This is a genomic window from Microvirga makkahensis (assembly GCF_009830105.1).
Lineage (GTDB): Bacteria > Pseudomonadota > Alphaproteobacteria > Rhizobiales > Beijerinckiaceae > Microvirga > Microvirga makkahensis.
In genome coordinates this window covers 1-16,582 of record NZ_WURB01000024.1, presented here as the reverse complement: position 1 = coordinate 16,582, position 16,582 = coordinate 1, and the positions used below count along the sequence as shown (strand labels likewise).

The following is a 16,582-nucleotide window of genomic DNA, read 5'->3' as shown; positions in this document are numbered from 1 at the left end:
TCGGCTCCATAAAAAAGCCGCGCATCTCAGCGCGGCTTTTTGCTGTCTGAACGCTGTGCCCTACTGCCACTGGCTGAAGGCGCTGGTCAGCACCTGCTCGCCGGTGGCGCCCTTCTCGAAACTCAGGATGGCGCGCTGGCCCGAGGCCATGCGGACCGGCAGATCGATCCAGTTGCGGCGCACGAAGAGTTCGGTATTGCGCTCCACGTCGCCCTGCAGGTTGGACAAGCCGATCAGGAACAGGTTCTCACGTACGGGAACGGGCAAGCCCGCGATCGGCGTGCCGCGCGCGGCCTCCTCGTTCTTGAACTGCAGGAGACCCACATCCCGGATCACGCGGCCGCTGTCGCCTTCGCGGGTGGTGAAGGTCAGCTCGATCGTGTGCGATGCCGGCAGCGTCGTGTCGAGATTGCGGCGCAGCACCATCTTCATGGTCAGTCCCGCCTCGGCGATCTCGACATTGGCGGTCACCGCCTTTTCGAGCGACTGGCCCTGGCCGGGATTCACGTCCTCGAGCCGCCAGACCACGCGCCCCACATGGGCTTTCGGAGTCTGAGGATTGGTCGCGTCCTCCTCGTAGAAGACCGCGCGATGCGCCACGCCGATCGCCTGGTCAGCGTTCGGGGAGACGGCCGGCGCCTGCCCTCCGACCCGTTCGTCGATCTTGGCCGACTCGTTGCTGGCCGGCGCCTCCTGAGGCGTCTCGGCGACGGGAGTTTCAGGGATGGGCGCATCCGAGCGGCTCTGCCACCAGGCCAGCCCCCCGATGACGAGGATGACGAACACGATGGCCGCGCCGAGCAGGACGGACCGCATCTGCCGGTTGCTCTGCATGGCCGGATGCGGCCGGCTGTCGATCCGCGGACGAACGGGAGCCTCTTCCCCGAAGGCATGGGGGGCGGGCTCGGGCTCGACCTGGGAGGGCGCCCGGAGAGGCTGCCGCGGGGGCATCACGCTGCGCAACCGATCCGCCGGGCTTTGCTGGCGCTGATCCTCTGCCACCATCTCGGCGAAGGCGTCGGGATCGAAGCCTGCCGGAGGGGGTGCATGATCGGTCTCGACGCGCGTAATCGCCTCGTCGAGAGACGCGCATTCCTTCCGAATGTCCGCCTCTGACAGAGGCGGATCAAGGGACCTCAACTGGGCGACCAGAGCCGTCCGGGCACGCTCGTAGACAGCGTGCCGCGCGGCAGGCGTCTGCTCCGTCAGGCCTTCGACGGCCCGTGCAATGAGTGGGTAATAATCTGCCATTTCTTTGGGAATGACCCGGAGAGGCTCCGCCGTCAACCCTCAAAGGGGTTCTTCATGAGGATTGTATCCTCGCGCTCGGGCGACGTGGAGAGCACCGCGACGGGCGCGCCGATCAGCTCCTCGATGCGGCGGACATATTTGACCGCCTGAGCCGGGAGATCGGCCCAGGAGCGCGCGCCTGCGGTGGAACCGCTCCACCCCTCGAACTCCTCGTAGATCGGCTCGACCCTCCCTTGAGCCCCCTGGCTGGCCGGGAAATAGTCGATGGTCTGCCCATCGAGCCTGTATCCGACGCCGATCTTGATGGTTTCGAAACCGTCGAGAATGTCGAGCTTGGTGAGCGCGATGCCGTCGATGCCCGATGTGCGCACCGTCTGGCGCACCAGGGTGGCGTCGAACCACCCGCATCGGCGCTTACGGCCCGTCACCACGCCGAACTCCTTGCCCTTCCGGCCGATCAGCTCGCCGGTCTCGTCATGGAGCTCGGTCGGGAAGGGCCCCTCGCCCACGCGGGTGGTATAGGCCTTCGCGATGCCAAGCACGTAGCCGACTCCGCCCGGGCCGAGTCCCGACCCCGTCGCCGCCTGGCCCGCCACCGTGTTGGAGGAGGTGACGAATGGATAGGTGCCGTGATCGACATCGAGCAGCGCTCCTTGAGCGCCCTCGAACAGGATGCGCTTGCCGGCCCGGCGCTCGTCGTCGAGCAGGCGCCACACGGCATCCATGTAGGGAAGCACCTTCGGGGCGACCGAGGCCAGCTCCTCGTAGATCTCCTCCGGCTTGAACTCGTCGAGGCCGAAGCCGCGCCGCAGGGCGTTGTGGTGCGTGAGCAGGCGGTCGATCTTCTCGCGCAGGGAGGGGAGATCGGCGAGATCCATGAGGCGGATGGCGCGGCGGCCCACCTTGTCCTCGTAGGCGGGGCCGATGCCGCGCTTGGTGGTGCCGATCTTCGTGCCAGCGCTGCCGCTCTCGCGCAGGGCGTCGAGCTCGCGGTGGATGGACAGGATCAGCGTGGCGTTCTCGGCCACGCGCAGATTGTCGCGGGATATCGACACGCCCTGCTCCGACAGGCGCTCGACTTCCGCCGCCAGGGCATGGGGGTCGAGCACGACGCCATTGCCGATGACCGAGAGCTTGCTGGGGCGCACCACACCGGAGGGCAGCAGCGACAGCTTGTAGACCTTGTCGCCGATCACGAGGGTATGGCCGGCATTGTGCCCGCCCTGGAACCGTACGACCACATCCGCCTGCTCGGACAGCCAGTCGACGATCTTGCCCTTGCCTTCGTCGCCCCACTGGGCGCCCACGACAACCACGTTCGCCATCGCTCAAGCCTCACATGAAAAAACCCCGGCGCAAGGCCAGGGTTGAGTAAAAACCTTGCAGACCCTCTTCGTGGATCGTGCGCGTCAGGTCAAGCCGGAATGCGCCTTGTCCCATGCATCGTGCTCCGTCCTGATGTGCGCCAGATGTCCCTCACTCTCGGCTTTTCAAGAGACGGAATAAAGGCCGGCGCCAGCGTCCCCGGGACCGGTGGGGCTTGTCGGGGAGTGGCGGAGCATGGAGCCCCGACATCTTCCCTAACGGCACTCGATTATCTAGATCCTTTTCTCAGGGCGGGAGATGAATGTCCCATCACCGGGGGAATCCGTGACAAGAATTGCTGTCGTTTTTGGTGCGGCGCTCGGCGCTGCGGGCTGCGTCCCGACCGTGCATGAGGCCGCGAGGGTATCATGCACGGACTTTATCGGGCGTCCGATCTCGGAGCGCATCGCGGCCCTCGGGCCGCCGCAGGCGATCTACCGGATCAGCCCGACCGAGGTGGGGTATGTCTTCGAGACGAAGGAGACGAATTTCGTGGGTGGTCACACCTACTATACGGTGAACTACCTGGTCGGCTCCGACCGGCGCCGGACGCCGATCCATCCCGTCACCACGAAATGCCGCGGCTTCGTCGTGCGCGCGCCCACCTCCGCCACGCCTGTGTCCCAGCGCATCATCCTGGATGTGCTCTGAGGGCCGCCGGCCCCGAAGGGCTCAGGCCCGGCCCCGCCCGCTCTTCTCCGTCTTCACCCGATACTCGATGAAGTTGCGGATCTCGCGGGTGCGGCGGGCGGAGTCCAGCACTTCGGCGTCGACCCCGTGCCGCCAGGCCAAATCGAAGCGGGTAGGATCGGTTGCGAGAACCGTCAGCTCGTCCGCATAGGCGATGACCTCCTCGGGCGTGCGGCAGAAGCCTTCGCGGACCATCAGCTCCGTCCGCTGGCGCAGGATCGCGGCCAGTTCGGAAAGGCTGAATTCCGGATGGTACTGGACGCCCCAGAACACGCCGCCGTCGCGGCGGATCTCCGCCGCCTGGACCGCCGAGACCGGGTTGGTGGCGACCACCGTGGCATCCTCGGGCAGCGCCGTGACCATGTCGAGATGGATGGCGGGCGCATCATAGACCTCCGGCCGTCCCTCGAGCATGGGATGGCCCTGTCCCTCCTCCGTGCGCCTCAGACGGCGGGCAAAGCCCACTTCGCGGCCGAGCGGGTTCTTCTGCACGTCCCCGTCCGCCGCCACGGCGGCCACCTGCAGGCCCCAGCAGGAGCCGAAGGACGGGGTGCCCGAAGCATAGACCGCCCGCATCAGGTCGATCTGGCGGAGGACCTCGGGTGTTCGGTCGTAGATGTTCAAGTGCGAGCCGGTGAGCACGATGCCGTCATAGGATTCAAGCCCCGCCCGGTCAGGCAGATTCGCGCCCTCGTCCGTCGGAAAGGCGATGTCGCACACCGCGTCCCGTTCGATATCGTGAATCACATGAGCATAGGACTCCGACAGCATTTGCCCATAGGCTGCCCTGTGGGCCTCCCTTGCGCCACGCGTATTGCCCTCGACCACCAGAAACCTTAAGGCCATAACCGTCACCCCTGCTTTGGGCGCTGGTTTATCGAAACGGCGCAGGGCGGCAAGAGGCACGAGGTCCCATTTTCCATGAAAACCCTGCAATCACTCTGGAAGGGTCTTTGGGGACAGGCCTATCTGCTTCTGATTCTGACGACCCTCATGTGGGGCGGCAACGCCATCGCCGGGCGCCTCGCCGTCGGCCATGTCTCGCCCATGCTGCTCACCTGCCTCCGCTGGATCATCGTCGTCCTCATCCTCAGCCCCCTGGTCGGGCAGCAGGTCGTCGCGGAATGGCCGAAGATCGGCTCACGCTGGTTCTATACGATCCTCATGGGCTCCGCGGGATTCACCGCCTTCAACGCCCTCTTCTATGCGGCCGCCTACCACACCACCGCAGTCAATCTCACGATCTTCCAGGGCGCCATTCCGGTCCTGGTGCTGATCGGCACCATCCTGTTCTTCGGCGCCCGCGTGATCCCGCTGCAGATCCTCGGGATGATCGTGACGATCCTCGGCGTGGTGCTGGTGTCGGTGAAGGCGGATTGGGAGATTCTCAAGGCCCTAGCGCTCAACATCGGCGACGTGTGGATGCTCATCGCCTGCGTGTTCTACGCGGGCTACACGCTGGGCCTGCGCCGCCGTCCGCCGGTGTCCGGCCTCGTCTTCTTCACGGCCCTCGCAGGCGTGGCTTTCCTCACCTCCATTCCCCTCCTCGCGATAGAGATCGTGCAAGGCGCCATGCAATGGCCAACGCCGAGAGGCTGGCTGATCCTGCTCTATATCGGCCTGTTCCCATCCCTGATCTCGCAACTCTTCTTCATCCGCGGAGTCGAGCTGATCGGCCCTGCGCGGGCGGGCCTTTTCGTCAACCTGGTGCCGGTCTTCGGCGCACTTCTCGCCGTGCTGCTCCTGGCCGAACCCTTTGCTTTCTATCACGCGCTCGGATTGTTCCTGGTGCTCGGCGGCATCTGGCTCGCAGAGCGGAAGTAGCTCCCTCGCCGGTCCTCCGCATGGCCGGGCTCGCCCCGGCCGTCCCGGTCGGAAAGGCGCGACGTTTCAGATCGTCGGGATCCCCGGGGCAAACCCGGGGATGACACAGGAAGGACCGAACTCAATCCGCGAACACCACCGTCTTGCGGCCGTTGAGCAGGATGCGGTCCTCCAGGTGGTAGCGCACCGCGCGGGCGAGGACGCGTCTCTCGATGTCGCGCCCCTTGCGCACGAGATCCTCCGCACTGTCGCGGTGAGTGATCGACTCCACGTCCTGCGCGATGATCGGGCCTTCGTCGAGATCGGAGGTCACGTAATGAGCGGTGGCGCCGATCAGCTTCACGCCCCGGGCATGGGCCTGATGATAGGGCCTGGCACCCTTGAAGCTGGGAAGGAACGAGTGGTGGATGTTGATGCATCGTCCCGCGAGCTTCGCAGCGAGCCCGTCGGACAGAACCTGCATGTAGCGGGCGAGCACCACGAGATCCGCCTGCGAGTCGCGGATGACCTCCCATACCCTGGCCTCCTGCTCGAGCTTGGTGTCCCTCGTGACGGGAAGGTAGTGGAACGGAACATCGCCCAGCCCGACATGGGCGTAGGTTTCGGCGGGATGATTGGCGATCACACCGACGGGTTCGAAGTCCAGCTCACCGATGCGCCAGCGATAGAGCAGGTCAGCCAGACAATGATCGAATTTCGAGACGAGCAGCATGACCTTGCGCTTCTCGCCGATGTCGCGCAGGGTCCAGGTCATGCCAAAGCGATCGGCCAGGGGCACGAAGCCGTCCTTCAGGGCGTCGATATCACCCCGTCCGGACACCGGATTGAAAACGACACGCATGAAGAAGCGATCCGTCTGCGTGTCGTCGTATTGCTGGGCGTCAAGGATGTTGAGGCCGGCCTCGGACAGATGCCCCGCCACTGCGGCGACGATGCCGGGGCGGTTCGCGCAGGCGAGCGTGAGGACGAAGCGTTGCGACGGGACATGAGCCATGACTTTACCCTTCTTCCGGCATCCTCTTCCCGGCGAATGGGCGGCCGCTTCGCCGGACGATGCCTCCGTTAGAAGTGAACCGCGCGGGCGCGCTTGACCTGCGGGATCTCCTCAATCCGGCGCAGAAGCTCTTCCGACACGGGCTGATCCACCGAGACGAAGCAGATCGCGTCGCCGCCCGGCCTGTCGCGGCCGAGGGCGAAGGTCGCCACGTTCACGCCCGCCTCACCGAGCAGCGTGCCGAAACGGCCGATGAAGCCAGGCTTGTCGTCGTTGCGCACATAGACCATGTGCGGCGCGAACTCGGCATCCACCGCGATATCGCGGATCTCGACGACGCGCGGCTTGCCGTCCTGGAACACGGTTCCGCCAGCGTGGCGCGGCATGTCCTCGGCATCCACGACGATGCGGATGAAGCTCTCGTAATCGCGCGCCGCGCTCTCACGCTTGACCTCTTCCACGGTGATGCCGCGCTCGCGCGCGATCACGGGGGCCGACACCATGTTGACATCCTGCAGGAAGGGACGCAGCACGCCGGTCACGGCGGCCGATGTCAGCGCGCGGGTATTCATGTCGGCGACCGCGCCCTCGTACTCGATGCGGATGCCCTTGATGGAGGCTTCCGTAAGCTGCCCGAGGAAGGAGCCGAGCTTCTCCGCAAGCGCCACGAAGGGCTTGAGGCGCGGCGCCTCCTCGGCGGTGATCGAAGGGAAGTTCACCGCGTTCTGGATCGCGCCCTGGAGCAGGTAATCGGACATCTGCTCGGCCACTTGGAGCGCCACGTTCTCCTGCGCTTCCGTGGTGGCAGCCCCCAGATGCGGCGTGCAGACCACGTTGGGATGGCCGAAGAGCGGGTTTGTGAGCGCGGGCTCCTCGACGAACACATCGAAGGCCGCACCCGCCACATGGCCGGAATCGAGCGCCGCCCGCAGAGCCACCTCGTCGACGAGGCCGCCCCGCGCGCAGTTGACGATGCGCACGCCCTTCTTCGTCTTGGCGATGTTCTCGGCCGAGAGGATGTTCTTCGTCTTCTCGGTCATCGGCACGTGCAGGGTGATGATGTCGGCGCGGCGGAGCAGGTCGTCGAGCTCCACCTTCTCGACGCCGAGCTCGACGGCGCGCTCCGGCGAGAGGAAGGGATCGAAGGCGATCACCTTCATGCGGAGGCCTATGCCGCGGTCGGCGACGATGGAGCCGATATTGCCGCAGCCGATGACGCCGAGAACCTTGGCCGTCAGCTCGACGCCCATGAAGCGGTTCTTCTCCCACTTGCCCGCCTGGGTGGAGGCGTCGGCCTGCGGAATCTGGCGCGCGAGCGCGAACATCATTGCGATCGCATGCTCGGCAGTGGTGATGGAATTGCCGAAGGGCGTGTTCATGACGATGATGCCCTTCGCCGTGGCGGCGGGAATCTCGACATTGTCCACGCCGATGCCGGCGCGGCCGATCACCTTCAGGCTCTTCGCCTGCTCGAGGATCTTGGCCGTCACCTTCGTGGCCGAGCGGATGGCGAGGCCGTCATAGTTGCCGATGACGGCGGCGAGTTTTTCCTTGTCCTTGCCGAGATCGGGCTGGAAATCGACCTCGATGCCGCGATCCCTGAAGATCTGCACGGCGGCGGGGGAGAGAGCGTCGGAAATCAGAACGCGGGGAGCGGGCATGGGCAAAACCTCATGTCGTCGTGGCCGGGCTCGACCCGGCCATTCACGTCTGCCGGGGTACAAGCTCACGTGCCAGAAAGGGCGTGGGTCCCCGGGACGAGCCCGGGGATGACGTGCATGTAGAATTCGAGCGTCAGGCCGCTTTCGCGAGCTTCGCCTTTTCCTGCGCGAAGGCCCAGTCGAGCCAGGGCGTCAGGGCTTCCAGATCGGATTGCTCTACCGTCGCGCCGCACCAGATGCGCAGGCCCGGAGGCGCATCGCGATAGGCGCCGATGTCGAAGGCGACGCCCTCCTTGTCGAGCGCCGCCGTGATGCCCTTGGCGACCTGCGCCACGGCCTCAGGTCCCTTCGCGACGACGTCCGGATCGGCGACCACGAGGCACACGCTGGTGTTGGAGGCGGTCGCCGGGTCCTTCGCGAGATTGGCAATCCACGGAGTCTTCGCGGCCCAATCGTGAACGACCTTCGCGTTGGCGTCGGCCTTGGCGACGAGCGCGTCGAGGCCGCCTATGGATTTCGCCCATTCGAGTGCGTCGATGTAATCCTCGACGGCCAGCATGGACGGGGTGTTGATGGTCTCGCCCTGGAAGATGCCCTCGATGAGCTTGCCACCCTTGGTCATGCGGAAGATCTTCGGCAACGGCCATGCGGGCTTGTAGGTCTCGAGCCGCTCGACCGCGCGGGGGGACAGGATGAGCATGCCGTGAGCCGCTTCGCCGCCCAGCACCTTCTGCCAGGAGAAGGTGACCACATCGAGCTTGGCGAAATCGAGCTTCTGCGCGAAGGCCGCGGAGGTTGCGTCGCAGATGGTGAGACCCTCGCGGTCCGCCGCGATCCAGTCGGCGTTCGGCACGCGAACGCCAGAGGTCGTGCCGTTCCAGGTGAAGACCACGTCACGGGTTTTCGTATCGACCTGCGAGAGATCGGGAAGCTCGCCATAAGCGGCGCTGATCACGCGGGCATCGGGAAGCCTGAGCTGCTTGACCACGTCGGTGACCCAGCCCTCGCCGAAGCTCTCCCAGGCCAGCATGTCGACCGGGCGGGCGCCCAGCATCGACCAGAGAACCATTTCCACCGCGCCGGTATCGGACGCGGGCACGATCCCGATGCGGTAATCGGTCGGCACTTCCAGCACCTCGCGGGTGAGGTCGATGGCGAGCTTCAGGCGCGCCTTGCCGAGCTTGGCGCGGTGCGAGCGGCCCAAGGATTCGGTTTTCAGGTTTTGCAGGGACCATCCGGGGCGCTTGGCGCAGGGGCCGGACGAAAAGAAAGGCGCGCGCGGACGCGCGCTGGGCAGGTCTGTCATGTGATCCATCCTTACAGATGGGCGCCTCTCGGTGGGGAGAGGTGTCCCGCCGACCGGTATGGCGGAAGCCATGCCCGCGGTCAAGGCAGGTGCTGAAAGGATAGACAGCAGGAAAATCGTCAGATTACGAAAACGTAATACAAAACATCGGGCCTGCTGCGTTATAGTCGTAAAGCCTGACCCGAGATGTGTCAGGCCAATCAAATTCATTCTTGACTGATAAAAGACTTCCGAGAGTTCAAGGAGCGAGCATGCGTGTGTCCGGTCAACTCGCCGTCATCGCCTTGCTGGGGGCAGCAGGGTTTGGCGGGTGGTATGCGTATCAGGGCGGATACCTGGGAACCCCCTCGGCCGAGCAGCAGGGCGCTTCCTCCGGGGGCCGCGGCAACCGTGGCGCGACCGGTCCGGCGCTGGTGGAGGTCGATATGGTCAGGACCGGGCGCATCGTGGAGACGCGTGAGGCCATCGGAACCGTGCGCGCTTACGAATCGATCACCGTGACCGCCAAGGTGGCGGGGGTGATTTCCGAGATCGGATTCGAGGAGGGCCAGAAGGTCAAGGCGGGCGACGTGCTGGTCCAGCTCGATGCCGCCGAACGTCAGGCCGACATCGACCAGGCCATTGCCGAGGCGAACCGGGCCGTCGCCCAGCGCAACGAGGTCGCCATCAAGCTGGAGCGCGCCCAGGCCCTCAACCGCACCGGAGCCGGCACCAGCGCCCAGGTCGAGGACCTGACCGCGCAGATGAAATCGCTCGAGGGTGCCATCGCCTCGGCACAGGCGCAGCGCAAGGCCGCCGAGGCACGGCTGGAGGACCTGACGATCCGCGCTCCTTTCGAGGGGCGCGTCGGAACGCGCTCCGTCTCGCTCGGTGCCTATGTCGCGCCGGGCACCCGGATCACGTCCCTCGACGATCTCTCCAAGGTGCGCCTCGACTTCGCCGTGCCCGAAAACCTCCTCGGCCGCCTGGAGCCGGGCCAGCCCGTGACCGCCGTCTCCGCGGCCTACAAGAACCGCAGCTTCACCGGCAAGGTGTCCACCATCGACCCCCGTATCGATCAGGCGACCCGCACCGCGCGCCTGACTGCCGAGTTCGACAATCCCGACGAGGCCCTGAAGCCCGGCATGTTCCTGGCGGTCAAGCTCGAGGTTTCGTCCAACGATGAAGCCGTCGTGGTGCCGGAGGAGGCGATCGTCAGCGAGGGCCTGCGCCACGTGGTCTATCCCGTGAAAGACAACAGGGTTGAGCGCCGCGTCGTCGTTCTAGGCCAGCGTCAGGGCGGCAAGGCCGAGGTGGTGGAAGGACTGAAGGCGGGCGAAACCATTGTCGTGCTGGGCGTTCAGCGCGTGCGCCCCGGAGCCGAGGTGATCGCCCGTCCGCTCGGCTCCAGCGGCGAGCCGCAGGGGACCCCGGCCGCCAATCGCCAACAGCCCTCGCGCTCCTCGCTGAACCTGCCGCACGCCATCGGTACGGCGCAGGCCGCGGAGGCCCGATAGTTGCGGTGTTGAGGGCCCGCCCTTGTCCCCTCCCCCCGGTGGGGGAGGAGAATGCCGTCGAGTTATTCTGATCCTACCGGAACGACCAGAGCCATGCAGGTTTCCGACCTCTTTATCCGCCGTCCCGTCTTCGCCGTCGTGGTGAGCCTGCTGCTGATCGTGGGCGGCCTGTCCGCGCTCATGAACCTGCCGATCCGCGAGTACCCGAGCGTGGACCGTCCAGTCGTGTCCATATCCACCGTTTATCGCGGCGCCTCGAACGAGGTCATCGAGAGCCGCGTGACGGAAGTGATCGAAGGCGCGATCGCCGGCATCGAAGGCATCGAGCAGATCCGTTCGCAGAGCCGGGACGAGCGCTCCTCCGTATCCATCGAGTTCGACGTGTCGCGCGATCCCGAGGGCGCGACGTCGGACGTGCGCGACGCGGTGTTCCGCGTGGTCGGGCGCCTGCCGGACGGCGTCGATCAGCCCGTCATCCGCAAGGTCGACGACGATGCATCCGCCATCATGTGGGTCAGCGTCACCTCCTCCACCTATGATGCGCTCGAACTCAGCGATTTCCTGAAGCGCGTCTATGTCGATCGTCTCTCGACCGTGCCCGGCGTCGCCAACGTCTATCTCGCGGGCGAGCGCCGGTATTCCATGCGCATCTGGGTCGACCGCGCCGCCCTTGCCGCCCGCGGCCTGACCGTGCAGGACCTGGAAAGCGCCATCAAGCGGCAGAACGTGGAGCTTCCGGGCGGGCGCATCGAATCCTCGCAGCGCGAATTCACCGTGAAGACGGATTCCCGCCTTTCCAGCCGGGAGGATTTCCAGCAGCTCATCGTCTCGAACAAGAACGGCTATCTCGTGCGCCTGGGCGAGGTCGCCCAGGTCGAGGTCGGCCCGGAGGACAACCGCTTCGAGTTCTATGAGGGCGGCAAGGTCGCCATGGGCCTGGGCATCGTGCGTCAGTCGACAGCCAACACCCTTGCGGTGGCGGAAGGCGTGCGCGCGGAACTGGAGAACCTCAAGTCCTCGCTTCCACCGGGTACCTCGGCGCAGATCTCCTATGACGAGAGCCAGTTCATCAGCGCCTCCATCAAGGGCGTGCTGCAGACCCTGCTGGAAGGCGTTGGTCTCGTCGTGCTGGTGATCCTGGTCTTCCTGCGCGACTGGCGCTCCACCATCGTCGCCATCGTGGCGATCCCGGTATCGATCATCGCGGCCTGCATGGTGATGGCCTATTTCAATGCCTCCATCAACGTGCTGACCCTGCTTGCCGTGGTGCTCGCCATCGGCATCGTGGTGGACGACGCCATCGTGGAGATCGAAAACGTTCACCGCCGCATCGAGGAAGGCCAGCCCCCGCTGCTCGCCTCCTTCGACGGTGCGCGCGAGATCGGCTTCGCGGTGATCGCCACCACGGCCACGCTGATGGCGGTGTTCGTGCCGCTGGCCTTCATGACCGGCAACACGGGCAAGCTCTTCCGGGAATTCGGCATCACCCTGGCCGCCGCCATCTTCTTCTCCGGCGTCGTGGCGCGAACCCTCACCCCGATGATGTGCTCCAAGCTGATGGTGCCGGCTCATGGCCGCATTCAGACGATGACCGAGCCCTTCTTCACGGGCATGAACAACGTCTACCGCAAGATCCTGACCCGGGTTCTCAAGGCTCCCCTGGTCATTCTCGCCATCGGTTTCATGGTGTGCCTCTCGGCCTATAGCCTGTTCCAGATGCTGCCGAAAACCTTCGCTCCGACGGAAGACCGCGGCGCGATCATCGTGCGCATCGAAGCGCCCGAGGGCTCGAGCCTGGACTACACCCGCGAGCGCGTGAAGGAGGTCGAGAAGATTCTTCTGCCCTATCGGGAGCAGGGCGTCGTTTCCTCCATCACCAGCCAGGTGGCGCCGGGCTTCGCGCGTCCCTCGCCGGTTAATTCCGGCATGATCATCGTGCGCCTCGTGCCCTGGGATCAGCGGACCATGACGCAGCAGGAGCTGGTGCAGGAGATCAACCGCAAGGTCGCGAACTTCCCCGGCGCGCGCGTGGCCCCGATCAGCCCCGGCTCGCTCGGCCAGCGCGGACCGTCGAAGCCGATCCAGTTCGTGCTGGGCGGCCCGGACTACGACACCCTGCGCGAGTGGCGCGACATCGTCATGGAGAAGGCGCAGGAAACCGGCATGTTCGTGAACATGGATTCCAACTACCGGGAATCCCAGCCGGACATCCGCGTGCAGATCGACCGGCAGCGCGCCGCCGACCTCGGCGTGTCGGTGCAGGATATCGGCAGCACGCTGGAGCTGATGTTCGGCGAGCGGGAGGTCTCCACCTTCGTCAACCGCGGCGAGGAATATGCCGTCATCATGCGCGGACGCGCCGAGGACCGCGCGACCCCGAACGATCTTGCCAATACATTCGTGCGCGCCACGAACGGCGAACTCGTCCCCCTCTCCTCCTTCGTCAGCTTGACCGAGGCCGCCGCCCCGCAGACGCTCAACCGCTTCGACCGCATGCGCTCGATCACCATCGACGCCGGCCTCCAGGGCAACGCCTCCATCGGCGAGGGCCTCGCGGTTCTGGAGCAGATCGTGCGCGAGAACCTGCCGGCGGACGCGCGCATCGGCTATAGCGGCCAATCGAAGGAATTCCTCGAATCCTCGAGCGCGATCTATGTCACCTTCGGCATGGCGCTGCTGGTGGTTTTCCTGGTGCTGGCGGCGCAGTTCGAGAGCTGGATCAACCCCTTCATCATCATGCTCACCGTGCCGCTCGCCGTCACCGGCGGCCTGGCGGCGCTCGTGATCACCGGACAGTCCCTCAACATCTATAGCCAGATCGGCATGATCCTCCTGATCGGCCTGATGACGAAGAACGGCATTCTCATCGTGGAATTCGCCAATCAGCTGCGCGAACGGGGCATGTCGGTATGGGATGCGGTGATCGAGGCCTCGGTGCTGCGCCTTCGCCCGATCCTCATGACGTCCATCGCCATGATCGGCGGCGCGATCCCGCTCGCCTGGTCCACGGGCGCGGGCGCGGAGGCCCGCAGCGCAATCGGCACGGTGATCGTGGGCGGCGTGACCATGTCGACGCTGATGACCGTGCTCGTGGTGCCCGCGATCTATCTTCTCATCGGCGGCTACACCAAGCCCGCGACCTATGTGAGCGACATGCTCGACCGCTTGCGGGCGCAAACCGGTCAGCGTCCCCACGGGGAGGAGCCGCGTTTGTCGCAGCCGCCTGCCCATCCGGCGGAGTAAGAGCCGATGCTCTATGGAAGGGCATAGCGCACGCCCAGGCGCACCTCGTGCGAGCCGATGGATTCCACGTCGGCGCCTGCGCCGCTCTCGTAGCCGCGGGTCTTCACGTCTCCCAGGCTCACATAGCGGTAACCGAGATCCACGGTGGAGCTGCTCGAGAGCTTGTAGCCGACGCCCGCCATGAGCGCCCAGGCAAGGTCGTAATCGTCTTCACCGGCTAGACGCTCTACCGTCCCCAAGGCCGCGCCCGTGCGCGTGTAGTCACTCAGGATGTTGTGCGCGACGCCGATACCCGTGCCCAGGTACGGCGTGAAGCCTTTGTAAGTGCCGAGATCCGCGTAGGCATTGAGCATCAGGCTCGAGGATTGGAAGCGGCCCCTGTCGGAGACGGATCCGGCCACGATGCCCGCATCGGACGGAAGGCCCTTGAAGCGCGTGTCGAACCGATGGTCTACGGTCAGGTCGGCCCGAAACAGCGGGCCGAAGCGATAGCCGATGCCGACGCCGGCAACCCCATTGCCGCGGAAGCCTTCACGGGCCATGTCGCCCTCGACCTGACCGAGCGCAAAATCTGCTCCCGGGCGCTTGTAACGAGTGTAGCCGACATCGCCGCGCAGATACCAGCTTTCGGTTGTGTCGAGGACCGGCGCACGCGGGAGGAGAACGCGGCGCGGGAGATCGGCTGCCGTCGCAGCCGGAGCGGTCATGCCGGCGAGACCCGCCAGGAACGCAGTCTTCATGAAACTCATGGAACTCTTCTTCATTCAACGAACCGTGTGCCGCGAATTTATCGGCGGACCCTCAAGTATATAACGTTACATGTTGAATAGAACGTTAAACTTGATTCTCAGGGAGCTGCGCTTTTCTCCATCGGGATCACCGGCTCAAGGCCGATGATGACGAGGCAAAACGAATGAGGCGAGCGAAGGAAGCCGCGGATTCCCGGGACATGCCTGGGCAGGCCGATGCCGAACGTAAGAAAGGCATGGATGCGTCCATCCATGCCTTCCGCTGTTCCGGATGGGTGGCCTGCGGCTTTTAAGCGGCGACTTGCGAGGCCGCCTGGGTGACGGCATCCACCACATCGTCGACCACGCGGGTCACGAGGGCCTCGTTGTCGCCCTCCCCCATCACGCGGATCACCGGTTCCGTGCCGGAGGGCCGGATGACGAGGCGGCCGGAGGCTCCGAGGCGCTCGCGCCCCGCCTCGATGGCCTTGATCACGGAGGCGTCCTGGAGCGGCTTGCCTGCCTTGTAGCGTACGTTCTTCAGAACCTGCGGCAGCGGCTCGAAGCAATGGCAGACCTCGGACACGGTCCTGCCCATGCTCTTGACCACGGCGAGCAGCTGAAGGGCAGCGACGAGGCCGTCGCCGGTCGTTGTGTAGTCCGACATGATGATGTGGCCGGACTGCTCGCCCCCGAGATTGTAGCCATGCGCGCGCATGTGCTCGAGCACGTAGCGGTCCCCCACGGCGGTTCGCACGAGGTTGAGACCGAGACCGTTCAGATAGCGCTCCAGGCCCAGGTTGGACATGATCGTCGCGACGATACCCGGCTGAGCGAGGCGTCCGTCCTCTTTCCAGGAGCGGGCGACCACCGCCATGAGCTGGTCGCCGTCCACCTTCTGGCCCTTCTCGTCCACGATCAGAACGCGGTCCGCATCGCCGTCGAGGGCGATGCCCACATCCGCGCGCAGCTCGCGCACCTTGTGGACCAAGGCCTCGGGAGCGGTGGAGCCGACCTCGTGGTTGATGTTGAAGCCGTTGGGATCGACGCCGATGCTCACCACCTCGGCCCCGAGTTCCCACAGGGTCTCGGGCGCGACCTTGTAGGCGGCGCCGTTGGCGCAATCGACCACAACCCGCATGCCTTCCAGATCGATCTGGCGCGGCAGGGTGCGCTTGGCGAATTCGATGTAGCGGGCGTGGATGCTCTCGGGGCGTTTGGCCCGCCCGAGGGCGGCGGGACCCGCGAGCCGCGCCGTCAGGTCCGAGTCGATGAGGGCCTCGATCTGCTTTTCGACCTCGTCGTTGAGCTTGAAGCCGTCCGGGCCAAAGAGCTTGATCCCGTTGTCCTCGTACGGATTGTGCGAGGCGGAGATCATGACGCCGAGATCGCAGCGCATGGAGCGCGTGAGCATGGCCACGGCAGGGGTCGGCATGGGGCCGAGGACGAGCACGTCCATGCCCACTGACGTAAAGCCCGCGACGAGCGCGTTCTCGATCATGTAGCCGGACAGGCGCGTATCCTTGCCGATGACGACCCGGTGGCGGTAATCGCCGCACTGGCTGAACATGATTCCGGCCGCCTGGCCGACCCGAAGGGCCAGATCGGGCGTGATGATCCCGTTGGCCCGCCCCCGGATCCCATCGGTCCCAAAGTATTTCCGCATGGGCTTGGTCTCCCCTTTTCTTTGCACAATCCCGCGCTTTGCTTTCCTCAAAGCATCTCCCTCCGATCCGGGTCAAGACTTCGCCCTGCCAAGTCTCATCACATGTGATGAGCAATTATTACAGGCTGCGAGAATCCTCTTGCCCCATTGAAAGTAGAGGGTTCGGGTAAACAAAAAAGAACGCTCGCCTTTCGGCGAGCGTCCCGGGTAATACGCGGGTGCCTACCCCCTGTTACGCCTGGGGCTGGGGCTCCATGCCGCCGTCGTTTTCGCGGGGGCGGCCGGGACGGGTGGTGGGCACCGCCGAGCCGCGCGCCGGGGTCACCGGATCTCCGCCCGCATCGCGCACCGGCGGCTG

General features: G+C 65.5%; 12 protein-coding genes. 4 read left to right on the top strand and 8 right to left on the bottom strand.

From position 1 onward, the window contains the following. Positions 1-60: 60 nt before the first annotated feature. Positions 61-1,251, bottom strand: a complete 1,191-nt coding sequence (locus tag GR328_RS21365) for a histidine kinase (protein WP_160887458.1) — start codon at positions 1,249-1,251, stop codon at positions 61-63. A gap of 32 nt (positions 1,252-1,283) precedes the next feature. Next, positions 1,284-2,576: an adenylosuccinate synthase gene (locus GR328_RS21360; RefSeq protein WP_160887456.1), complete on the bottom strand. Its 1,293-nt coding sequence runs from the start codon at positions 2,574-2,576 to the stop codon at positions 1,284-1,286. Positions 2,577-2,901: 325 nt separating this feature from the next. On the opposite strand from GR328_RS21360, the gene GR328_RS21355 reads away from it, so the two are divergent. Further along, on the top strand, positions 2,902-3,267 hold the full coding sequence (locus GR328_RS21355; RefSeq protein WP_160887454.1) for a hypothetical protein: 366 nt from the start codon (positions 2,902-2,904) through the stop codon (positions 3,265-3,267). A 21-nt stretch (positions 3,268-3,288) separates the two neighbouring features. On the opposite strand, the gene GR328_RS21350 is transcribed toward GR328_RS21355, so the two are convergent. Then, entirely contained in the window at positions 3,289-4,152 is an 864-nt protein-coding gene (locus GR328_RS21350) for a type 1 glutamine amidotransferase (protein ID WP_160887452.1), read from the bottom strand. A 75-nt stretch (positions 4,153-4,227) separates the two neighbouring features. Here GR328_RS21350 and GR328_RS21345 point away from each other — a divergent pair, with 75 nt between their 5' ends. Then, entirely contained in the window at positions 4,228-5,130 is a 903-nt protein-coding gene (locus GR328_RS21345; RefSeq protein ID WP_160887450.1) for a DMT family transporter, read from the top strand. A 121-nt stretch (positions 5,131-5,251) separates the two neighbouring features. Here GR328_RS21345 and purU read toward each other — a convergent pair whose 3' ends face one another. The 3 genes from purU to GR328_RS21330 form a co-directional block, all read right to left on the bottom strand. Then, entirely contained in the window at positions 5,252-6,124 is an 873-nt protein-coding gene (gene purU, locus GR328_RS21340; RefSeq protein ID WP_160887448.1) for a formyltetrahydrofolate deformylase, read from the bottom strand. 68 nt (positions 6,125-6,192) lie between these two features. Then, positions 6,193-7,785, bottom strand: a complete 1,593-nt coding sequence (serA, locus tag GR328_RS21335; protein WP_160887446.1) for a phosphoglycerate dehydrogenase — start codon at positions 7,783-7,785, stop codon at positions 6,193-6,195. A gap of 133 nt (positions 7,786-7,918) precedes the next feature. Beyond that, a complete protein-coding gene (locus tag GR328_RS21330) occupies positions 7,919-9,091 on the bottom strand; it encodes a phosphoserine transaminase (protein ID WP_160887444.1) in 1,173 nt (390 codons plus the stop codon). A 251-nt stretch (positions 9,092-9,342) separates the two neighbouring features. Here GR328_RS21330 and GR328_RS21325 point away from each other — a divergent pair, with 251 nt between their 5' ends. Together GR328_RS21325 and GR328_RS21320 are read left to right on the top strand one after the other, a co-directional pair. Continuing rightward, a complete protein-coding gene (locus GR328_RS21325; protein WP_160887442.1) occupies positions 9,343-10,587 on the top strand; it encodes an efflux RND transporter periplasmic adaptor subunit in 1,245 nt (414 codons plus the stop codon). Between the two features lie 93 nt (positions 10,588-10,680). Further along, positions 10,681-13,830 (top strand): efflux RND transporter permease subunit, encoded by a 3,150-nt coding sequence (locus GR328_RS21320; protein ID WP_160887440.1) that lies wholly within the window; start codon positions 10,681-10,683, stop codon positions 13,828-13,830. An 11-nt stretch (positions 13,831-13,841) separates the two neighbouring features. Here the strand turns inward: GR328_RS21320 and GR328_RS21315 are convergent, their stop codons facing one another. After that, positions 13,842-14,579, bottom strand: coding sequence for an outer membrane protein (locus tag GR328_RS21315; RefSeq protein ID WP_160887438.1), 738 nt, complete (start codon positions 14,577-14,579; stop codon positions 13,842-13,844). Between the two features lie 289 nt (positions 14,580-14,868). Beyond that, entirely contained in the window at positions 14,869-16,224 is a 1,356-nt protein-coding gene (gene glmM, locus GR328_RS21310; protein WP_160887436.1) for a phosphoglucosamine mutase, read from the bottom strand. Positions 16,225-16,582: the final 358 nt, after the last annotated feature.